This window comes from Variovorax sp. KK3 (assembly GCF_001984055.1).
Taxonomy (GTDB): domain Bacteria; phylum Pseudomonadota; class Gammaproteobacteria; order Burkholderiales; family Burkholderiaceae_C; genus Variovorax.
Map to the genome: position 1 here is coordinate 33,407 of NZ_LYVO01000039.1, position 19,482 is coordinate 52,888.

Consider the following 19,482-nt stretch of genomic DNA (forward strand, 5'->3'; position numbering starts at 1 on the left):
CAGCCGGTACCGCAGCGGCGGCGCGCGTCAGCGTCAAGGCACCAGCACGGCGCGGCCGCGATGTCCGCGTTGCGCGATCCACCCCAGCGCGACGGCAGCCTCTGCCAGGCCGAAGCGCTTGACCTCGAGCGTCAACCGGCCGTCCGCCAGGCGCGCGAGCAGTTCTGGCACCGCAGCACGTCCTGCCGGCTCGCGCCTGAACATGTTGAGTGGCAACAGTGCCACGTCCCGCTGCAGGAAATGGGCGATGTTCAAGGGCAGCAGATTGCCGGCCGTATATCCCACGAGCACGACGCGGCCGCCAGGCGCAATGTGGGGCAAGGCCGATTCCAGCACCGATCCGCCCACGGTGTCGACGAGCAGATCCACATGCTGCTGCGCGGCTTCTTCGATCTGCGTCGTGACGACGGCACCGGCGTCGCGCGCCAGTTGCACCGTCATCGACCCGACGGCGCCGGTCGAACCGGTCACCAGCACACGCTCGCCGGTCCGCAGCTTCGCCACATCGTGCAGTGCGACCCAGGCCGAGGTGCAGGGCGAGAAGAAGGCCGAACCCAGGGCCATGTCGATGCCCTCGGGCAAGAGGCCGACGGCCTCGTCGGGCGCATCGATCAGCTCGCACCAGGTGCCGTTCTCCTGAGTGCCCAGGCCGCTGCCGCGCACCCAGACACGCTGCCCGGGCGCATGGAAGCGGCTCGCGACCACGGTGCCCGCGGCCTCGACGCCCGGCACGTAGGGCAGGGGCGGATGCCGCAGAAAGTTGCCGCTCCACACCGTGCGGTCGATGTGGCCGACCGTGGCGGCCTCCATGCGCACCAGCGTGCGGCCGATGCGCGGCTGCGGGTCTGGCAAGTCGACCAGTTGCGGCGGCGCGTCGAAGCCGGCGATGCGCACTGCCTTCATGGCAATGCGTCCAGAAAGTCGAGCACCGCCGTGGCAAAGGCCGCCGGCATCTGGTCGGGCAAGGGCACCATGCCGCCGGCGATGTCGACGATGCGGGCATGCGGAACATGCGCCAGAAACTCGGCCGCATGCGGCGCGGCGAACGGATCGTCGGTCGCGCGCAGGATCAGCGTGGGCTGCCGCACCTTGGCGACGCGATCCTCCATGCGGTAGGAGGCCACGGCGCGGTGGCCTTCTTCCATGCGGCTGCTGACCTTGAGCGCGTCGAGCACGAAGGCTTCGAGCAATTCGGGCCGGTCGCGGGGATAGAAGCCCTGGCGCTTGCCCCACAACGCCGCGAGGTGACTGCCGTCATTGCTCATTTCCACTTCGTCGATCGGCGGTCGTTCGGCACGTGCACGCCGAAACGCTTCATCCGTGTAAGGCGTCGAAGACAGCACCAATCCATGCACGCGCTTCGCAAATGCACTCGCCAATTCGATTGCAATGACGCCGCCCGTATGGTGTCCCACCACATGCGCACGTGAAATGCCCAGTGCATCGAGCAGTTCGATGGCAATGCGCGCCCATTGTTCGATGCTCGCCGGCACACCCCCGTCTTCGGAATCGCCGAAGCCGGCCGTGTCCATGGCGACGGCGCGGAAGCGCCGGCCGAGCAATGGAAGCACCTGGCGGTACTCGGCCCAGCTGCGCGGCGATTGATGCAGCAACAGCACCGTCTCGGCACGCGGGTCGCCGCAGCTCGCATAGTGAACCTGCCCGACCGACAGATCCGCGAAGGCACGGCGAATCTTGTTCATGGCTGCGTCTCGTCGGCCGGCGGCCGCCACAGGCCCGCGTGCCTGAGCATGCCGAGCGTGCGCGCGAGCACGTCGCGGCGGTAAGCGCCAAGGTCGCGATCGGCATAGTCGTAGAAGCCGCTGCCGCTCTTCAGCCCCAGTTGGCCCGAAGCCATCATCCGGTCGAGGATGGCCGGTGCGGCATAGCGCGCCGGGTCGATCGATGCCGACATCTCGCGGCTGGCATGGTGCAGGATGTCCGCGCCGCCGAAGTCGATGAACTCCACGACGCCGAGCGCAGCGAAGCGCAGACCCAGGCCGTAGCGCGTGGCCTTGTCGATCTCTTCCGCGGTGGCAGCGCCCTCCTCCACCATGCGCGCGGCCTCGTTCATCACCAGCGCTTGCAGGCGCGGCACGATGTAGCCGGGCGTGGGCCCGCAGACCACGGGGAGCTTGCCGATCTGCTCCATCAGCGCCTTCGTGCGCGCCAGCACCGCGGCGTCGGTGCCCGCGTGCGTGCTGAGCTCCACCACTGGAATCACGTACGCGGGGTTGAGCCAGTGCATGTTCAGAAAGCGCTCGGGCTTCTTGACCAGTGCCGCGATCTGCGTGACGAGGATGCTGCTGGTGGTCGATGTGAGGATCGCGTCATCCCTGCAATGGCGGTTGATGTGCTCGAAGGCATCGCGCTTGGCGTCCATCGTTTCGGGCACGCCTTCGAACACCAGCTCGGCGCCCGACAGCGCGCGCGGTGCCTCGTCCAAGCGCACGAGTTCGACGCGCACGGCGATCGACGGCACCTGCGCCGCTTCGAGCACGCCGAGCTGGGCAAGACCCGCGAGGCTTGCGTCGACTTCCGCGCGAACCTCGTCACGCAGCTTCTGCCATGCCTCGTCGCTGCGCACGCGCAAGTCGACCAGCGCGATGCGATGGCCCGCGTACGCGAATGCGATCGCGATGCCGCGCCCCATGCGCCCTGCGCCGACGGCCGCAAAGCGCGGGGGCTTGGCATCATTCGCCATCGTGCAGCCTCTTGTTCAGTTGGTCGCGGGTGAGCTCGGCCAGGCCCAGCGCCTCGAAGGTGCGTGGCCCCTTGCGCAAATCGCGACCGAGGAATCCGCCGACGATGGCCAACAGCCCATGCCCGATCGGCGCATCCACGCCCGCATGCCGCGCAGCCGAGGCCAGGAAGGCCAAGCCCAACTCGGTGTCCTCGGTGATATAGCGATGTGCGTACAGGTCGATGTTCTCGCGCCAGTCGCCGGACTTCACCAGTTGCTTGTGTGCGTCGCCGTACATCCACTGGTCGTTGTTGTAATGGTCGGCCAGCGGATAGTGCGGTGCGCCCTGGCCGAAGGCTTCGCGCACCGCGATGCGCTCCTGGTCGAGTCGATCGGTCACGTCGCGTACCGCGCGCTGCGTGCCTTCGTTGTGGATGTCCCATCGCTCGAAGTGCTGCAGCGGCGCCGCGTTCATCACCATCAGCGGCGGATGGATGACCGGCCCGGCGTTCATCAATGCGCCCGACAGTGCATCGCCACAGCCATGCACGCTGGGGTAAGCCTGGCGGATCACCTCCAGCGCCTCGGTCGCCTTGCGCGCCGGGTACACGCCTGTGGGCAAGCGGATCGCACGAATGGTCACGTTGACTTCGCGATCGCCATGCTTGCGCGCCAGGTAGGGCAGCGTGCCCGTCTCCGCCCAGGCCACGTCGGCGTGGTTGCCCGAGGCCTTGACGATGCGGGCCATCACGTAACTGCCGAAGGTACCGGGTGGAAGGAAGACGACCTGCCCGTCGACGAGGTGCGGCGCCATGGCGCGTGCGATGTCTTCCTGCGCGATGGCCGGCGAGGGAATCACGATCAGCGCCGCGCCGCGAAGCGCTTCGCCGATGTCGGCCGTGGCCAGCGCAATCGGCACGTCGCGCGCGCCCTTCGCATCCTTCAATCGAATGGAGCCCGCCTGGCGCACGGACGCCAGTGCGTCGGCATCCCGCCGCCAGAGTCGCACCGAATGACCGGCTTCGGAAAGGTCGGCGGCTGCAGCGTAGCAGCCATGGCCGCCACCCAGGATCGCGATGTTCATGGTGATGAAAGGTAATGAGGGCCGCGGGGCCGCCGATCAATTCGGCGGGCTCGACATTACATTACTTTTCATCAATTCGTCTGTCAACTATCGTCAACCCGTGCCGAGTGCGCCCGCGACTTCGGCCAATGAGTCCACGTAGCCATCGGCGTCCACTTCGCGAATGGGTCGGCCGTGGTTGTAGCCATAGCTGACCAGCACGATCGGGCAGCCGGCAGCACGTGCGGCCTGCGCGTCGTTGCTCGAGTCGCCGATCATCAGCGTGCACGAAGGCTGCGTGCCGAGCGCCTCGCATGTCTTCAGCAGCGGCAGCGGATCGGGCTTCTTTCGCTCGAATGCCTCGCCGCCGAAGATGTGCTCGAAGTAAACGTCGAGTCCTTTCGCTGCCAGGAGTGGACGCGCGAATGCAGTGGGCTTGTTGGTGAGGCAGGCCAGTCGAAGCCCTTGCGCCCTCAATGCTGCGAGTCCGGCGACGACGCCGGCATACACCTCGGCATGCTGGCCGTTGATGGCCAGGTAGTGGTGCACGTAGCGGTCCCACGCGCGATTGAAAAGAGCGTCGTCGGCCTCTTGCCCATCGCGCACGTGCCGCAGTACCGAGCGGATCAGATGCTCCGAACCTTTGCCGATCATCTCGACGATGGTGTCGGCCGCGATGCTTGGCAGCGCCAGTTCACCGAGCATGCGATCGAGCGCCACGATGAAGTCGCCGAGCGTGTCGACCATGGTGCCGTCGAGGTCGACGATGGCGGCTTGGAACTTGAAGGCGCGGGAGGGTGTTGCGTTGCGAAGTTGCACTGGAGCTCCAGGGTTGGCATCGGCTGCCGCCGAACCCCTTGTTACATGTTGGGGTGTTCTGGCACACTCGCCGCGATCCAATCATCGGGGAAAAATCAAATGAAGAATTGGCAGGAGGAGTTGCTGAGCATTCTTAGCCTTCCGCTGGATGAGCAGGCGATCTTCGACAAGATCGTCGTGGAGGCACGAAGGCTGGGCTTCGAATATTGCAGCTACGGGCTTCGCTGCACGGTGCCACTGGTCTCGCCCAAGGTGTTTATGAACTTCAACTATCCAAGCGGTTGGGCCGAGCGCTACCGTGACGCCGGGTACGTCGCCGTCGACCCCACAGTCCTGCACGGTCAGCGCAGCACGGCCCCCCTCATATGGACCGACTCGGTGTTTGCCGAGACGCCCGACTTGTGGGATGAGGTCCGCTCGTTTGGGGTTCGCGTGGGATGGGCTCAGTCAAGCATTGATTTTGGCGGCTCTTTCGGCATGCTGACCTTGTCGCGGGCGCAAGAGAAGCTCGACGTGAGCGAACTCACGGCCAAAGGGGAGCGGATGCAATGGCTCGTCTCCATTGCGCACGCGTCGATGACGCGCGCGCTTTCCTCCAAGATTTTTGACAAGCAGTCCCTTGACCTCACGAGTCGCGAGACGGAGGTGCTCAAGTGGACCGCAGACGGCAAGACCGCTTCGGAGGTCGCTGACATCCTCTCGCTTACCTCACACACGGTCAATTTTCATGTGCGCCATGTACTGGAAAAGCTTGACGCTACCAACAAGACTGCTGCCGCGGTCAAGGCAGCTCTGCTCGGCCTGCTGAACTGAGTTGCCCGGCGCATTGCCACCGGGCTCGGAGCATTCGCGCCCACGAGATCCGGAATCCATTCGATGACAACACCTGCTGCCGACAAAGCGACGATCCGGTCCCCAGATGGCCTCCTGCGAGTCCCGATGCAGGCACTGCGCACGCTTCGTCCCGTTCACCTTGTTTCGGGGCTTCATGAAGACCCTTTTGAAGATCGGCTCCACGACTGCGGACAGCTTACGAATATCCGCGGCTACACGGAGTGGACCGACGGAGATCGCACGGTCGTAACCCTGGGTTGGGACTGGGAGATCGGCTGCGCGGGCGGACTTATCCGCTGGCATCGCGTCGGTCTACCCTTTACAAACCTGTTGCTGGTCGGGGGCGACCGTCAGGATCTTCCTTGGCAACGCAGCCTGGAATGCCTCGGCAGTTGGATCGACACGTTGGCTTGGTCCGGGCCGGCCTGCGAGGCTTTGCGCATCAGGTATGCCGGAGCCTCCGAATCCTGATCTTTTCTTAACCTACAAACCTTGCTAGTTACATGCCGCCGAGGCGCGGGTGAAATGGCGTCCATTCCAACCAACGAAATGGAGCCAGGGTGGAGTTCACTGCAGGAACCTCTCAATGCCTTTCCGAAGCCCAATTTGTCGGGCTCGGCCAATATAGACACAAAGTCTTCGTCGAAACGCTTGGTTGGGATGTCCCGACACGAGCCGGACTGGAACTCGACCAGTTCGACAGACCGGACACCATCTACGTCTTAGCGCGAAACCACGGCAAGCTGGTCGGAGTCGCCAGACTCCTGCCGACGTTGCGCCCTTACCTGCTTGACGAGGTCTTCCCTCATCTGATGGGCGACGCCCGTCCGCCCAAGTCCGCAGAAGTTTGGGAACTGTCTCGCTTTGCAGCCGTCGGCTGCCAGTCACGTGTGCCTTCAGGACACCTTTCCACCACGGCACTAGAGCTGTTGCGTGCTGTCCAGGATTGCGCTCTCAGGCAGGGAGCTAGCCGGCTCATCATGGTTACGGCCTTGGGGGTCGAACGGCTACTCCGCAACGCCGGCTACTGCGTCTACCGCGCCGGCCCGCCACAGGTTGTCGACGGACAACCAGTGCTGGCCTGCTGGATCGAACTTCAACCAAGCAAGTAAGGGAAGCACCCATGAAAAACGGCTACCAACCAAATCGCCCATCACGTATGGTGAACGACGCCATGCGTCCTGTGACCCACTGCGTCGCTCGCCTGTGCGACCTGATGGTTCGACTGCCCGACGACGGCGACCGGAAGCACCGCGCCAGACTCGAGAAGGCACATGAGAACGCGCGCATGATCCACCGAATCCTGATCCAGATCGCCGACAGCATTGGCAACCTGAATCGCGGAGCGATCACCTCCGCGCAGACCTACCTCCATCGACTGCAGCGCCTGTTTCGCAACAATCAGGCATTGATGGTCGGTGTGCCGGACAGATTTCTGGATCATCCGCAGCCGACGCTCGACGAGTCGATCCGGCGCGCATTGCAAGCATCGATCGACTTTTATCGCCTTGACGTATTGCGGACCATTCAAGGCGCTGCGACGGATGCTTTTGACGCCATCCCTCCGGCCGTTTATGTGGCGCGTGAAGCTTGCCACGCGCACGCAGAAACGGTATCCATGCTATTCGAGCGCAGTGAACAACTTCATCGCGCCTTGATCGACCGGCTCTGTCGCTTGTCGGAAGTCGACGACCCGAAGGGTCAGGTCCGATCCGCGTTCGGCCGGACCGAAGCCCATTTGCTCAAGCAACATTTCAACCTGAATCGGCTGCTCGAGGCTGCAGGCCATCAACAGACCAGTTCAATTCGCTTGGCGCGCAACATCTACGACGCATTGGGTCACGCTGAAGGCGCGATGATCGGCAAGGAAGGTCACTACGAGCGCACCTGCCAGCCGTTCATGGACCTCGTCGGTGCACGGGCCAATGAGCTGAGCCACTACAACCGACCTGTCTGACGACGACCGCAAGCCCGCAGCGCGCCGCGACCTCGACTACGTCCGGAAAAGACGGAACTCGACGAGCCGCGCGCCGCGCGCTCCTGACCGCGCGGTCAATTCCAGAGAACAGCCATCCAGGCACGGGCCGATCCACCGACTTCCGGCGTGAGAAATCTCGCGCCGACCATCCCCAAAGAATCTCTCCGCGACAATTTACGAGATTCATGCCTGAAAAAAGAGGAAGAATCCGCCCATCTTCCGAGCACGAGAAACTCACCATGCGCATCGCTGTACTCGACGACGATCCGACCCAAATGGGCTACCTAGTGCACGCGCTGAAGCGAGGACTCGACAACGGCGACGAAGCCGTCAGTTGCGTACCCTTCGACAAGGGCGAGGCACTGCGAAAGTCGCTGCGGCAAGAGACTTTCGACATCCTGGTGCTCGACTGGAATGTGCCGGATCTGGATGGGGTGGAATTGCTCCACTGGCTCCGCAACTTCCAGAAGAGCGATGTGCCGGTCATCATGCTGAGTTCGCGCAGCGCTGAACGCGACGTGGCCGGCGCACTGGGCATCGGTGCCGACGACTATGTGGTGAAGCCCTTCCGAACGATGGAGCTCTGTGCGCGGATCCGCCGGCTCCTGGCTCGAAAACCTCACCTCATGGCGTCGTCGGAGCAGGAGCGTTTCGGCAACTGGCGCTTCGATCAGCCGAACCTCTGCGTGCATTTCAAAGACGCCGACGGCTCCACCACACGCATTCCTCTCACCGACAGGGAATTCCGGCTCGCCCTGGCGCTGTTCCGCCACATGGGGCATCCGGTCTCCCGCACCTACCTGCTCGAAAAGCTGGGCGTCCACGGCAACGAGATGCCATCGCGCGCACTGGACAGCCACATTTATCGTCTGCGCAGCAAGTTGGGCTTGCACAGCGCCAGCGGCCTGCGCCTTCAAACCGTCTACGGCCGCGGTTACCGGCTGGAACAAGTCATCGACGCCGATGACCAGGTGCCGACCAGCAGCGCGAACCAGAACGAAGCCAGCGACTTCGAGCCCTCCCACAACGTCGATGGCGACACCTTCGCCTAGATCGGGCGCGGCTCACGAAACAAGCACAGGCACAGGCACAGGCACAGGCACAGGCACAGGCACAGGCGCAAGTGCAAGCGCAAACGGAATACTCGCTGGACAACGCGTCGAACCACAGCCCATACTTCCTCGGGGCTCGCGTGACTCTGCCGCCCGAGACGGAGGAAGAGGTGGCATTGCCGCCTTCGCAGCAGCAACTTTAGGTGCTTCTTCTTGAAAAAAAAGACCGAGCTCAAAGAGGAGTCCAAGCATTGGCTGCAGCGTCGGTACCTGATCGAATGGATACTGATGTTGTTGCTGCTGCCGTCCGCCATGGTGTGGTTGGACAGACAGCCTGGCCTGTTGGAGGCCAATGCCGCCATCGCCGAGCGAATGCTCTCGGGACGAGCCAACGACACCCAAGCCCACACGACCCCCGGCTGGGATGCCGAGCGCGCAAACCTTGACCCCGCTGGCCACTCTGACCCCGCCGGCCACGCTGACCACGCTGGCCACGCCGTCGAGTTGTCGACCGGCATGCTCAGGGTTCTATGGATCTCGCTGCCCGTCTGGGCTGCGCTGCTGCTGTTCCTGATCAATGGCAGCCACTCGGTGGCTTGGACCCTTGCGGCTACGGCGGTCTGCAGCGGGATCAGCTATGCGGTGGTGAAGCAGTTCGGCGTCGCGCTGCCTTTGGCTTCGCCGCTGTGCGGGATCGTGGCAGCCTACGTGTTGTGGAGTTGGCGGCGCATGAACGCGTTGCTGCTGTTCTTCCGCGAGCGCGCGGAACGCTTGAACGCCGTGCCGGCCGGCGCTTTCGAGCCACCGCTGTCAGCTCGGCCGCCGACGCTGGACTCGGTGGCGCGCCGAACCAACATGCTGGACCTGGCGATCGAACGGCTGACACGGCTGCAAGCGCTGCTGACCCAAGGCATGTGGATGCTGCCGGTCCCGGTGTTGATATGCCGTGACAACGGTGTCGTCAGCCAGAGCAACGCGGCCGCTCAGACACTGTTGGCGCCGATTCCATCGGCACCAGGAGACACCCAACCGAGCCAGCCGGACAGTGGCACCGACCGACTCCAGGGCGCGAACTTGCCGGAGCTGATCGCCGGGCTGCGCAAAACCGAGATCGAGCCTGCACACCTGGCGCAGGCCCGGCCCCGGACGATCTGGGACAGGGCCTTGGGCCATGAATTCACCACCGAACAGGGCAGCATCTTCACCCTGCGCGCCGTTTCGCTGGATGCGTCGGAGGCCGCGGGTACTTCATCGCGGGCCTGGGTCGTGGTGCTCAACGACATCACGACGGAACGCCGGGCGCAGCGCGAGCGCGAACAGTGGTTCAGCTTTTTGTCGCATGACGTTCGCAGCCCGCAGGTGTCGATTCTCAGCATGCTCGCGCTGCATCTCGATGGTGGCTCCGACGGCGATCTGAAGCTCATGTTCGATGGCATCGGCCGCGAGGCACGCCGCACCATCAACCTGACTGAAAGCTTCATGGACATGCTCGAGGCAGAGACCCAGGTGTACAGCTTCCAGTCGACCGTGGCGGGCGCCGTGGTGCTGGATGCAATCGATTCGATCTGGTCCGCCGCCAAGGCCCGGAAAGTGACGGTCGTGCCACGCCTGGGCACGGCGGAGCGATCACTCTGGGCCGACCCCTCGTTGATCACGCGCGGGCTCTCGAATTTGCTGAGCAACGCCATTCGCCACAGCCCTGTCGGTGGCACGATCTACATCTGCGTCGAATCGAATCCGGACACCGACTCGCCTCATGGCGAGATGCTGATCTCGGTGCAGGACGAAGGCAGCGGCATGGATGCAGCAAAGCTCGACAAACTGATGGCCGTAGAAGAACAGAAAACAGATGGGGTGCGCAGGGCGAACGGCGGCGCCAATCCGGAGGCGGGCCATGGCTGGGGCGTGGGCATGGCGATCGTCCGAACCGTCATTGCACGGCACGGTGGCTGGCTCGACATCATGAGCGCAGAGATGGCAGGGACGACTTTCCTGATCGGCCTGCCGCTCGGCCCCGACGACGCGGCGCTCGATGCGGATTAGGTCGGAGCGGCGGGCGACATCAACAGGCGCTGCGGCGTCACAGGCAACTCGCGGATCGCGGCGGAAGGCGGACGCTGCGGACGCGCGTCCGGAAGCAGGATCAGCTTGGCAGTCTTTTTGCCCTGCACGCGACTGAGCTTGAAGCCGCCGTATCGGATCGTGCTGAGTTGCCATTCGCAGCCTTCGAACGCACCCAGCACGAGCTGCGAACGCAGGCGCGACACGGCAGCATCGAGCCAGCGGCCACCGGTCTCGGGTGACAGACCTGCCGACATGGACCGCAGCCACTCGCGCGACAGCACGCTGTTGATGTTGTGGAAGAGCTCGAGGGCAATCTCGAAGTCCATCGGGCGCATGTGGATCTCGGTGTCGTCGAACGCGACGGACTCCCGGGAGGGTACGAATCGGTAGCCGCCCCAAGTGAGGCCCGCAGGATCGGTGGGGATGCCGTGCTGGATCAGGAATGACTTCAGCCCTTCGTGGACGTCTGCGAAGCAGACCGGGGCGGCGATCAGGAGGTCTCGCTCGGTGCACCGGAGCACGCCGGGCGCCTTCATGGGGTTGTCTCGCGTGATGAAGAGCACCGGCACGTCGGCGCCCACCACGGATCGGGCGACGCGAACCCAGGAGTGGACCTGCGACTGATCGTGCGGAACACCGAGGCAGAGGATCGAACATCGCGTCAGCCCCTCGCGCAGGGTGAGCAGTTCTTCCAACTCGTTGAAGACCAGCGGTGCATGTCCGAGTGCCCGGACCGCGCGGCGAAGATGCTCACGGGTACGAAGGACGGGGTCGATCACGACAACGCGGCGGCGCAAGTGGGTTCCATCTGGCATGTCACGGAGCTCCAAGGATGGCGGGGCGCTCAGGGAAGCCATGGCTCAGGCCTTCTCGGTCGCACTGCACAGTGGTAAGACTTAAGGCTTGCCATGGTGCCGAGCGCCCTTGGCCGCTTGGCGGCGTCGCGACAATTGATCAGGATCAAACCCGGCGGGAGCCAGGATGGTGAACTTCTTGACAGACTCGCCCCGCAGAGGGGGCGAAGGTCACTGCGCCGCCCGTGTCGCCCACGGCGCGCAACCCGACAGGTGCGGCAGGCTCAGGCCTCGGTCAGCGACTGCGCCGCCACCACGGCCTCGGTGCGGTTGCGCACGTTGAGCGCGCGGAAGATGGCCGCGAGATGGATCTTCACCGTGCCTTCGCTGATGCCGAGCGCGCGCCCGATCAGCTTGTTCGGCTTGCCCTGCGACAGCAGCTGCAGCACCTCGACCTGCCTGTCGGTCAGCACACTGCGCAGGTGCTCGAGCGTTTGCGCCGTGGCGGCGGTAGAAGCGCGTTGTGCCGCTTCGCCGGCCCCGGGAGGCGCGCCGGCGGTGACCCCGGGCGGCACGGCCGACAGCAGCATCGGCGGCACGTAGACGCCGCCGGCCAGCACCAGGCGCACGGCCGACAGCATGACCTCCGGCGAATAAGCTTTTGGAATGAAGCCCAGCACGCCACGCTCCAGCGCGGCGCGCATGACGGCCGGGTCTTCGTATCCCGACAGCACGATGACCGGCACGGCCGGATGGCGGCGCCGCATCTCTTCGACATGCGCCTGGCCTTCGGCACCGGGCATGTTCAGGTCGATCATGGCCAGATCGATGTCGTCGGATGCGCTGGCGAGCAGTTCGTCGACGCTCATCGCCAGCACGAACTCGATGCCGGGCTCGATCTCCGCCAGCTTGGCTTTGACCGCCTCGATGACGAGCCGGTGGTCGTCGGCGATCAGGATTTTCATGACAGGCCCCAAAAGAATTAAGCGTAGCAGAGCGATGAACTCGGCGAGTAGCACCAAAGATAACGTCGATCGCCATGCGCAGCAAGGCTCCCCGGCTCCCCGAACGACATAGTTCCCAAGCGGTATGGCGAGGCCCAAGGGGCATTGAAAGAATCGATCCGACCTTCAACGCTCCACGGGGACATCGGCATGTGCCACTGCAGCAGGCGCAATCCCAGGGCTCCCGGCGTCAGCAGGCGATAGCGCGGTCGCTTCATGGCTCGGCTGTTCGACTGCTTCAGCGCGTTGTTCTCGTTCGGCCTCGAGCTGGATGCATCGATTGCCGCGGGTCGCCCCACCCATGCGCCGGATGCGGCCCAGCGCCAGGCGCTGCTGCTGCTCGAGCAGGCGCGCACCGCGGCGCGCACGGTGGGCAGTTCGGACGGGCACATCGAGTCGGCATCCTTCGCCACCGTGGCCTGGCTCGACGAGTTGATTGCGCGCCACCCGGCCTGGAGCGGCAGCGGCCTGCAGCCGCTGCAGGCGCAGCTCTTCAATTCCAACAACGCTCAAAGCGAGTTCTTCCATCACCTGTCGGCGCTGCGGCCGGACGACGGCGAGGTTCGCGAGGTCTACTGGCACGCGCTGGCCCATGGCTTCAAGGGCCAGTACTACTTCGAAGAGGGCGACGGCGGCGAACTCGGCAAGCTGAAGGATCTCCACGGGCGCCAGTTGCCGGTGCCGCCGCTGACGTTCGAGACGCTGGCCGAAGAACGCATCACACCGCAGCCCTACGGCGTGGCCGACCCGCCGGGCCCGCGCGTGCCCGAGCGGCGCGAACGCGCCTTGCTGCGCGCGGCCGGCGCACTCGCATTGCTGATTCCCGTGGTGTACCTGCTGTGGGCCATGCTCGGCGGCCCGCGCCAGCCGTCCCCCACGCTCGCGCAGCAGGTCGAGCAGCGATTGCAATCCATCACCTGCGCAGACCTGCTGGCCTTGCCGGCGCCCGACGGCACAGTGCGCGTCAGCGGCTTCGTCCCCACGCCCGACGACATCGGACGCGTCGAGCGCGAGGTTCGCGCCATGCCCGGCGTGAATGCCTCCAGCTTCGACCTGCGTCTGCGCGTCTGGCCCCATTGCGAGGTGGTCGCCATTCTCAAACCCTATCGCGCCCGCAATCAGACCCTGCGGCAACCGCTGAAGCTCAGCGTGCCGAGTGCGCACGACGCGCGCCTGCGCGAAGGCGACGCGGTGGTGGTGCGACTCAGCCAGGCCGACGAGGAAGGCTACGTGCGTGTCGACTACTACACCGCCGACGGCGCCGTCATGCACCTGGATGCGAACCGCAGCGCGGCACGGTTGCGAGCGGGCGAGACGATCGAACTGGGCGACGACATTCCGTCGAGCTGGCTCGTGAGTCCCCCTTTCGGCGCCGTGCTGATCACCGCGCTCTCCTCGACGATTCCCTTGCGCGAAACGGCCGGCGCCCCGCCGTTCGAGCTGGCCTCGGCCTATCTGCAACGCCTGCGCGAGGCACTGGCATCCAGCGAGTCTGCAGGACGGCCGGTTGCCGATTTCCTCTTTCTCGAAACGGTCTCGCGCTGAAGAGGCCGACACGTCGATTCGATGAATGCCCCGCATCCGCTGCCCACGCATTACGGAATCCTGCTCGGCATCTGCCTGGCCGGGCTGCTGGCACTGTGGTGGTTCATGCTCGGGTCGCGCCACATACCGCGCCTGCGCCTGCTGCAGCGCCGCATCGAAGCGCTGGGCCTTTCAGCGAACGCGGAAGACCAGGCTGCCTTCATCGCGACCCGTGCGGCCGCACAGCACGCCCGTGAAGCGCTGCTTCGTGCGGCGCCGCTGCGCGGACTGCATCAGCCGCTGTACGACCTGCCCTGGGTGCTGCTCATCGGCCATGAGGATGCGGGGCTCCCGGCGCTGCTGACGGCAGCGCGCAACGGCGACGCCGGTGCAGCTGCATCGACCGACACCACGGCCTTCTGGCGCTGGCACCTGCTGCCGGCGATGGTGGCCATCGAGACTCTTCCCGCCGCGCTGCGGGAGCCCGCGACGCCGCTTCAGCGCGGGCTCTGGCTCCACGCCATGCTGGCCCTGGCCGACCAGCGCGAGCGCTTGCCGCTCAACGGCATCGCCGTGTGCATCGGTGCGGCGTCCCTGCTGGGCGATGGGTCGCAGTTGCTCGCCGATGCGCAACGCCTGCGTCGGCGTGTCGACGAGGTCGTGGCATTTTTGCGCCTGCAGCAGCTGCCGGTCTACCTGCTGGTCACCGGGCTCGAGCGGCTGCCGGGTTATGCCGCGCTGCGCAGCGCGCTGCCCGATGCCGTGCTTGCCCAGGCCCTGGGCCATCGCGTCCCACACGGCGACTCGGCGTCGACTCGCCCCGACGTGATATTCGAGCCACTGGTGCAGCGATTGCATGCGCTGCGCATGAGCCTGCTGCGGCAGCATGCAGGGTCGGCGCGCCGCGAGGCCATTCACGCCTTCATCGAGCAGGTGCGCGCCTTGCAGCCCGGGCTGCGCCACGCCGTGGAGCAACTCTTCGGCCCCGGCTCGAACCAGGGCCATGCGCGCTGGCGCGGCCTCTACCTGGTCGCAGCGCCGGCCGACACGGCCGAGGCGGCTTTCGTCGCCGACCTGTTCCAACGCTTCCTGCCAGCCGACCAGCCACTGGCGAGGTAGCGCGCGGCCTGCCTACTTCGTCTCGATGCGGATCTGGCGCGCGCCGAAGCTGGTGGTCAGCACCAGCGGCTTGCCGGGCTCGACCGGGCGCACCTCGCGCCAGCGCGCGCGGTCCAGGTCGCGGTAGGCGGCCATCACGCCGATGGCCTTGATGTCGGCAGCCAGCACCATGTCGAGCTTCTTGCTGTCGCCAGGGCGCAGCAGCATTTCCTCGCGCTGCGCCATTTCGCCGCCCAGGGTCGCCTGGTCTTTTTCGAACAGCGAGAAGAAGTCGGCCGATTCGAACGCGGCGCTGGTCTTCAGTGCATACACGCGCACGGTGAGCGGCGAGGCCCTGCCGCGCGCGTCCGGATTGGCATCGGCGCCCGCCACCAGCGTCATGGCCACCGGCGTGGTGACCGGTGGGAGCGGGGGCGGTGGCGGCTTGGCGCAACCGGCGAGCAGCAAGCCCGCGGCCATCAGGCCGAGGCCCTGCAGCGCGCGACGACGCCCGCCCGCGCGAAGGCGTCCATAGGACGAACGGCTTGTACCCGGCTTGCTCATGCTATTCCCTTCGTTGCATTGACCCGTCTGGGGGCATCTTTGATTATCAGCAGGGTCTGCCGAACATGAATCAGCCGGACGGCCGGGTGGGGAGGACGCACCCGGACGAAGGTGCCAGCAGACCCTATCCCATTCGAACAGGCCACATGCTGACAACCGAACTCGTCGACGAACTGCTGGCTCCCGTCAGCGAAGCCTCGCCGTGCGGCGACGACCTGGAGTACGACCTGGCCTTCACCGCGCTGGAGACGGCGGCACAGGGCAAGCCCGAGCAGCAGTTCGGCGACACCGTCATTGCCGCCGTCGATCCCGAATGGCGCGAGGTCGCCGAGCAGTCGCAGGCCCTGCTCACGCGCAGCAAGGACGTCCGGCCGGCCGTGCTGCTGCTGCGCGCCAGCACGCGCAAGCAGGGCCTCCCCGGCTTCGTGCTCGGCGTGCAACTGCTGTCTGGCCTGCTTGGCAACTACTGGGACGGCATACATCCAAAGCTGGATGCCGACGACGACAACGACCCCACCATGCGCCTGAATGCACTCGCGCCGCTGGCCGACGAGGGCATGGTGCTGCGCGACCTGTACGACGCTTCGCTCGGCGTGGCGCGCGGCATCGGGCCGATCCGGGTGCGCGACATCGCCATCGCCTACAACGCCATGGCACCGATGGGCAACGAGGCCACGCTGTCGCTGTCGCAGATCCAGGGCGGCCTCGAGGAGATCCATGCCGAGTCGCCCGGGCTGCTGCGCACCGCCATGGACGTTCCGGCACGTGTCGCCGCGCTGCAGTCTCTGCTCGACGAACGCAGCGGCCGTATCGGCGCCATCGACCTGTCCCGCGTGCGCGCCATCGGCCTGGTGGTGCAGAAGGCCTGCGCGGCCGTGGCCGGCGCGCCCGAATCGGGCGGGGATGCGGCAGGCGAAGGCGACGGCTCCGAGGCATCGGCCTCGGGCGGCGCCCCTGCGCGGGCCGCCGCGCCCGGCGAACTGCGCAGCCGCCAGGACGTGCTGCAGACACTGGACCGCGTGATCCGCTACCTCGAGCAGTCCGAGCCCGGCAACCCGGCACCGCTCCTGATCGCACGCGCCAAGAAGCTGATCGGCGTGAGCTTCCTCGAGATCATGGCCGACCTCGCACCGAACGCGCTCGACACCATCGAGACCGTGACCGGCAGGCAGGCGTCGAGCGAATAAGGCATTCGCCGACCCTCCTTCGCACCCGCACCCGCATCCATCGACATTCCACCCCCCAAGGAGTCCTTCCATGTCCAAGAGCAGCCAGAAGTTCATCGCCCGCAATCGGGCGCCACGGGTCCAGATCGAATACGACGTGGAGCTGTACGGCGCGGAGAAGAAGGTCCAGCTGCCCTTCGTGATGGGTGTGCTGGCCGACCTCTCGGGCAAGCCGGCCGATCCGCTGGCACCGGTGGCGGACCGCAAGTTCCTCGAGTTCGACGTCGACAACTTCGACTCGCGCATGAAGGCCATGAAGCCGCGCGCAGCCTTCTCGGTGCCCAACACGCTCACCGGCGAAGGCGAGCTCAAGGTCGACATCACCTTCGAGAACATGGACGACTTCTCGCCCGCGGCCGTCGCCCGCAAGGTCGACGCGCTCAACAAGCTGCTCGAAGCCCGCAACCAGCTGTCGAACCTGGTCACCTACATGGACGGCAAGGGCGGTGCCGAGGAACTGCTGGCCAAGGTGCTCGACAACCCCGAGCTGCTGAAGACGCTGGCCTCCAGCGCCAAGCCGGCGGACGAAGGCGGCGCGCCGGCCGCCTGAACGTTGATCCGAACGTCCATTTCACCGAACACGAGGAGATAGCACCATGGCCGAAGCACTCGAGCAGAGCGCACTCAAGGACGTTGCCTACGAAGGAAGCGACTTCGCGTCGCTCCTGCAGAAGGAATTCAAGCCCCGCAGCGACGAGGCCAAGAGCGCCGTCGAAGCCGCGGTTCTCACGCTGGCGCAGCAGGCGCTGGCCAACACGCAGGTCATCGGCAAGGACGTCACGCAGTCGATCCAGGCCATGATCGCCGCGATCGACCGCAAGCTCACCGAGCAGGTCAACAAGATCCTGCACAACGCCGAGTTCCAGCAGCTCGAAAGCGCGTGGCGCGGCCTGCACTACATGGTGAACAACACCGAGACCGACGAGAACCTCAAGATTCGCGTCATGGACGTCTCCAAGAAGGAGTTGCACAAGACGCTCAAGAAGTTCAAGGGCGCGGCCTGGGACCAGAGCCCGATGTTCAAGAAGGTCTACGAGCAGGAATACGGCCAGTTCGGCGGCGAGCCCTTCGGCGCCATCGTCGGCGACTACCACTTCGACCAGAGCCCGCCCGACGTGGAACTGCTCGGCGAGATGGCCAAGATCGCGGCGTCGGCCCACGCGCCCTTCATCACCGGCGCCAGCTCGAACCTGATGCAGATGGAGTCGTGGCAGGAGCTCGCGAACCCGCGCGACCTGACCAAGATCTTCTCCACGCCCGAATACGCCGGCTGGCGCAGCCTGCGCGATTCCGACGACTCCAAATACATCGGCCTGTGCATGCCGCGCTTCCTGGCCCGCACGCCCTACGGCGCCAAGACCAATCCGGTGGAAGAGTTCGACTTCGAGGAAGACGTCTCCGGCGCCGACCACAGCAAGTACAGCTGGGCCAACGCGGCCTACGCGATGGCCACCAACATCAACCGCTCGTACAAGCTCTACGGCTGGGGCTCGCGCATCCGCGGCATCGAGTCGGGCGGCGCGGTCGAGAACCTGCCGCTGCACACCTTCCCGAGCGACGACGGCGGCGTCGACCAGAAGTGCCCGACCGAGATCGCCATCAGCGATCGCCGCGAGGCCGAGCTGTCCAAGGCCGGGCTGCTGTCGCTCATCCACCGCAAGAACTCCGACTTCGCCGCCTTCATCGGCGCCCAGTCGCTGCACAAGCCCGCCGAGTACGACGACCCCGACGCCACTGCCAACGCCAACCTGGCGGCCCGCCTGCCCTACCTGTTCGCCTGCAACCGCTTCGCGCATTACCTCAAGTGCATCGTGCGCGACAAGATCGGCAGCTTCAAGGAAAAGGCGGACATGGAGCGCTGGCTCAACAAGTGGATCACCAACTACGTCGACGGCGACCCGTCCACCTCGTCGGAAGAAACCAAGGCCCGCAAGCCGCTGGCCGCAGCCGAAGTGGTGGTCGAGGAAGTGGAAGGCAACCCGGGCTACTACAGCTCCAAGTTCTTCCTGCGCCCGCACTACCAGCTCGAAGGCCTGACCGTTTCGCTGCGCCTGGTGTCGAAGCTGCCGTCGGGCAAGAAATAAGACGACCAGTACGACACCAGAACCACTCGAAAAGCCTGCGAGCCGATTGAAAAAAGCAGGGCCTTCATCGTTCTCCTGGCAGCTGCCGCGCCGGTGCGCGAAGCAGCCCCGGATCTCTCACCCACCACCAACTGAAAGGTGTTCACCATGGCAGTAGACATGTTCATCAAGATCGGTACCGTCGACGGCGAATCGGTCGACAGCAAGCACAAGAAGGACATCGACGTCCTTGCCTGGAGCTGGGGCGCGTCCCAGAGCGGCACCACGCACGTCGGTCAAGGCGGCGGCGCCGGCAAGGTCAATGTGCAGGACCTGTCCTTCACCAAGTACGTCGATTCCGCCTCCCATGCGCTGCTGCTGGCCTGCTGCAAAGGCACCCATTACGACAAGGCCACGCTGGTGGTGCGCAAGGCCGGCGACGACCCGCTCGAGTACGTCAAGATCACGATGGAAGACCTCATCGTGACCAGCGTCAGCACCGGCGGCAGCGGCGGCGAAGACCGCCTGACCGAGAACGTCACGCTGAACTTCGCCAAGGTGAAGTTCGAGTACGACCCGCAGACGAAGAAGGGCGGCGGCGAAGGTGTAAAGACGGCCGCGTGGAACATCGCGGAAAACGTCCCGTATGGTTAAACCACCCCCGTTGCTTGCTCACTTCGTGTAGCCACCTCCCCCCTCGAGGGGGCAACACCGGC

The 19,482-nt window shown here is 65.5% G+C and carries 20 protein-coding genes; 12 read left to right on the top strand and 8 right to left on the bottom strand.

Features of this window, described 5'->3' with window-relative positions:
* Nucleotides 1-33: 33 nt before the first annotated feature.
* The 5 genes from B0W80_RS19095 to B0W80_RS19115 form a co-directional block, all read right to left on the bottom strand.
* Entirely contained in the window at nucleotides 34-903 is an 870-nt protein-coding gene (locus B0W80_RS19095; protein WP_077000735.1) for a zinc-binding alcohol dehydrogenase family protein, read from the bottom strand.
* The gene (locus B0W80_RS19100) at nucleotides 900-1,703 is read right to left on the bottom strand and encodes an alpha/beta fold hydrolase (protein ID WP_077000736.1); all 804 of its coding nucleotides are present in this window, start codon (nucleotides 1,701-1,703) and stop codon (nucleotides 900-902) included. Before B0W80_RS19100 ends, B0W80_RS19095 begins: the two co-directional genes overlap by 4 nt.
* Nucleotides 1,700-2,704, bottom strand: a complete 1,005-nt coding sequence (locus tag B0W80_RS19105; RefSeq protein WP_077000737.1) for a 3-hydroxybutyryl-CoA dehydrogenase — start codon at nucleotides 2,702-2,704, stop codon at nucleotides 1,700-1,702. The genes B0W80_RS19100 and B0W80_RS19105 overlap by 4 nt, the downstream gene beginning before the upstream one ends.
* A complete protein-coding gene (locus B0W80_RS19110) occupies nucleotides 2,694-3,767 on the bottom strand; it encodes an NAD/NADP-dependent octopine/nopaline dehydrogenase family protein (protein ID WP_077000738.1) in 1,074 nt (357 codons plus the stop codon). Before B0W80_RS19110 ends, B0W80_RS19105 begins: the two co-directional genes overlap by 11 nt.
* Nucleotides 3,768-3,860: 93 nt before the next feature.
* Nucleotides 3,861-4,565, bottom strand: coding sequence for a phosphoglycolate phosphatase (locus B0W80_RS19115; protein WP_077000739.1), 705 nt, complete (start codon nucleotides 4,563-4,565; stop codon nucleotides 3,861-3,863).
* A 99-nt stretch (nucleotides 4,566-4,664) separates the two neighbouring features.
* Between B0W80_RS19115 and B0W80_RS19120 the strand changes: the two genes are divergently transcribed.
* From B0W80_RS19120 to B0W80_RS19150, 6 genes are all read left to right on the top strand, one after another.
* Nucleotides 4,665-5,378: an autoinducer binding domain-containing protein gene (locus B0W80_RS19120; RefSeq protein WP_077000740.1), complete on the top strand. Its 714-nt coding sequence runs from the start codon at nucleotides 4,665-4,667 to the stop codon at nucleotides 5,376-5,378.
* A gap of 63 nt (nucleotides 5,379-5,441) precedes the next feature.
* On the top strand, nucleotides 5,442-5,870 hold the full coding sequence (locus tag B0W80_RS19125; RefSeq protein ID WP_077000741.1) for a DUF4902 domain-containing protein: 429 nt from the start codon (nucleotides 5,442-5,444) through the stop codon (nucleotides 5,868-5,870).
* 89 nt (nucleotides 5,871-5,959) lie between these two features.
* On the top strand, nucleotides 5,960-6,511 hold the full coding sequence (locus tag B0W80_RS19130) for an acyl-homoserine-lactone synthase (protein WP_077000742.1): 552 nt from the start codon (nucleotides 5,960-5,962) through the stop codon (nucleotides 6,509-6,511).
* Between the two features lie 11 nt (nucleotides 6,512-6,522).
* A complete protein-coding gene (locus B0W80_RS19135) occupies nucleotides 6,523-7,356 on the top strand; it encodes a hypothetical protein (RefSeq protein WP_143684690.1) in 834 nt (277 codons plus the stop codon).
* A 260-nt stretch (nucleotides 7,357-7,616) separates the two neighbouring features.
* Nucleotides 7,617-8,429 (top strand): response regulator transcription factor, encoded by an 813-nt coding sequence (locus B0W80_RS19140; RefSeq protein ID WP_077000744.1) that lies wholly within the window; start codon nucleotides 7,617-7,619, stop codon nucleotides 8,427-8,429.
* Between the two features lie 213 nt (nucleotides 8,430-8,642).
* Nucleotides 8,643-10,472 (top strand): HAMP domain-containing sensor histidine kinase, encoded by a 1,830-nt coding sequence (locus B0W80_RS19150; protein WP_143684691.1) that lies wholly within the window; start codon nucleotides 8,643-8,645, stop codon nucleotides 10,470-10,472.
* Here the strand turns inward: B0W80_RS19150 and B0W80_RS19155 are convergent.
* Nucleotides 10,469-11,350, bottom strand: a complete 882-nt coding sequence (locus B0W80_RS19155) for a response regulator transcription factor (protein WP_143684692.1) — start codon at nucleotides 11,348-11,350, stop codon at nucleotides 10,469-10,471. The two genes, B0W80_RS19150 and B0W80_RS19155, sit on opposite strands and share 4 nt — an antisense overlap.
* 221 nt (nucleotides 11,351-11,571) lie before the next feature.
* On the bottom strand, nucleotides 11,572-12,252 hold the full coding sequence (locus B0W80_RS19165; RefSeq protein WP_077000749.1) for a response regulator transcription factor: 681 nt from the start codon (nucleotides 12,250-12,252) through the stop codon (nucleotides 11,572-11,574).
* Between the two features lie 255 nt (nucleotides 12,253-12,507).
* On the opposite strand from B0W80_RS19165, the gene B0W80_RS19170 reads away from it, so the two are divergent.
* Together B0W80_RS19170 and B0W80_RS19175 are read left to right on the top strand one after the other, a co-directional pair.
* On the top strand, nucleotides 12,508-13,836 hold the full coding sequence (locus tag B0W80_RS19170) for a DotU family type IV/VI secretion system protein (protein WP_077000750.1): 1,329 nt from the start codon (nucleotides 12,508-12,510) through the stop codon (nucleotides 13,834-13,836).
* 21 nt (nucleotides 13,837-13,857) lie between these two features.
* The gene (locus B0W80_RS19175) at nucleotides 13,858-14,934 is read left to right on the top strand and encodes a type VI secretion protein IcmF/TssM N-terminal domain-containing protein (RefSeq protein ID WP_077000751.1); all 1,077 of its coding nucleotides are present in this window, start codon (nucleotides 13,858-13,860) and stop codon (nucleotides 14,932-14,934) included.
* 12 nt (nucleotides 14,935-14,946) lie between these two features.
* On the opposite strand, the gene tssJ is transcribed toward B0W80_RS19175, so the two are convergent.
* Complete coding sequence (tssJ, locus tag B0W80_RS19180; protein ID WP_077000752.1) at nucleotides 14,947-15,477, bottom strand: type VI secretion system lipoprotein TssJ; 531 nt, start codon at nucleotides 15,475-15,477, stop codon at nucleotides 14,947-14,949.
* Nucleotides 15,478-15,623: 146 nt separating this feature from the next.
* On the opposite strand from tssJ, the gene tssA reads away from it, so the two are divergent.
* The 4 genes from tssA to B0W80_RS19200 all read left to right on the top strand — a co-directional run bounded on the left by tssA (nucleotide 15,624) and on the right by B0W80_RS19200 (nucleotide 19,420).
* Nucleotides 15,624-16,664: a type VI secretion system protein TssA gene (gene tssA / locus B0W80_RS19185; RefSeq protein WP_077000753.1), complete on the top strand. Its 1,041-nt coding sequence runs from the start codon at nucleotides 15,624-15,626 to the stop codon at nucleotides 16,662-16,664.
* A gap of 70 nt (nucleotides 16,665-16,734) precedes the next feature.
* The gene (gene tssB, locus B0W80_RS19190) at nucleotides 16,735-17,253 is read left to right on the top strand and encodes a type VI secretion system contractile sheath small subunit (RefSeq protein WP_077000754.1); all 519 of its coding nucleotides are present in this window, start codon (nucleotides 16,735-16,737) and stop codon (nucleotides 17,251-17,253) included.
* A 46-nt stretch (nucleotides 17,254-17,299) separates the two neighbouring features.
* Complete coding sequence (gene tssC / locus B0W80_RS19195; protein WP_077000755.1) at nucleotides 17,300-18,787, top strand: type VI secretion system contractile sheath large subunit; 1,488 nt, start codon at nucleotides 17,300-17,302, stop codon at nucleotides 18,785-18,787.
* Nucleotides 18,788-18,934: 147 nt separating this feature from the next.
* Nucleotides 18,935-19,420: a type VI secretion system tube protein Hcp gene (locus tag B0W80_RS19200; protein ID WP_077000756.1), complete on the top strand. Its 486-nt coding sequence runs from the start codon at nucleotides 18,935-18,937 to the stop codon at nucleotides 19,418-19,420.
* Nucleotides 19,421-19,482: the final 62 nt, after the last annotated feature.

What these genes read in the sequence shown, in the direction of transcription:
- B0W80_RS19135 (WP_143684690.1), top strand. Translation starts at nt 6,523, where the DNA reads ATGAAAAACGGCTACCAACCAAATCGCCCATCACGTATGGTGAACGAC.
- B0W80_RS19140 (WP_077000744.1), top strand. Translation starts at nt 7,617, where the DNA reads ATGCGCATCGCTGTACTCGACGACGATCCGACCCAAATGGGCTACCTA.
- tssC (WP_077000755.1), top strand. Translation starts at nt 17,300, where the DNA reads ATGGCCGAAGCACTCGAGCAGAGCGCACTCAAGGACGTTGCCTACGAA.
- B0W80_RS19105 (WP_077000737.1), bottom strand. Translation starts at nt 2,704, where the DNA reads ATGGCGAATGATGCCAAGCCCCCGCGCTTTGCGGCCGTCGGCGCAGGG.
- B0W80_RS19155 (WP_143684692.1), bottom strand. Translation starts at nt 11,350, where the DNA reads ATGGCTTCCCTGAGCGCCCCGCCATCCTTGGAGCTCCGTGACATGCCA.
- tssJ (WP_077000752.1), bottom strand. Translation starts at nt 15,477, where the DNA reads ATGAGCAAGCCGGGTACAAGCCGTTCGTCCTATGGACGCCTTCGCGCG.
- B0W80_RS19110 (WP_077000738.1), bottom strand. Translation starts at nt 3,767, where the DNA reads ATGAACATCGCGATCCTGGGTGGCGGCCATGGCTGCTACGCTGCAGCC.
- tssB (WP_077000754.1), top strand. Translation starts at nt 16,735, where the DNA reads ATGTCCAAGAGCAGCCAGAAGTTCATCGCCCGCAATCGGGCGCCACGG.
- B0W80_RS19095 (WP_077000735.1), bottom strand. Translation starts at nt 903, where the DNA reads ATGAAGGCAGTGCGCATCGCCGGCTTCGACGCGCCGCCGCAACTGGTC.
- B0W80_RS19175 (WP_077000751.1), top strand. Translation starts at nt 13,858, where the DNA reads ATGAATGCCCCGCATCCGCTGCCCACGCATTACGGAATCCTGCTCGGC.
- B0W80_RS19165 (WP_077000749.1), bottom strand. Translation starts at nt 12,252, where the DNA reads ATGAAAATCCTGATCGCCGACGACCACCGGCTCGTCATCGAGGCGGTC.
- tssA (WP_077000753.1), top strand. Translation starts at nt 15,624, where the DNA reads ATGCTGACAACCGAACTCGTCGACGAACTGCTGGCTCCCGTCAGCGAA.
- B0W80_RS19100 (WP_077000736.1), bottom strand. Translation starts at nt 1,703, where the DNA reads ATGAACAAGATTCGCCGTGCCTTCGCGGATCTGTCGGTCGGGCAGGTT.
- B0W80_RS19170 (WP_077000750.1), top strand. Translation starts at nt 12,508, where the DNA reads ATGGCTCGGCTGTTCGACTGCTTCAGCGCGTTGTTCTCGTTCGGCCTC.
- B0W80_RS19125 (WP_077000741.1), top strand. Translation starts at nt 5,442, where the DNA reads ATGACAACACCTGCTGCCGACAAAGCGACGATCCGGTCCCCAGATGGC.
- B0W80_RS19200 (WP_077000756.1), top strand. Translation starts at nt 18,935, where the DNA reads ATGGCAGTAGACATGTTCATCAAGATCGGTACCGTCGACGGCGAATCG.
- B0W80_RS19120 (WP_077000740.1), top strand. Translation starts at nt 4,665, where the DNA reads ATGAAGAATTGGCAGGAGGAGTTGCTGAGCATTCTTAGCCTTCCGCTG.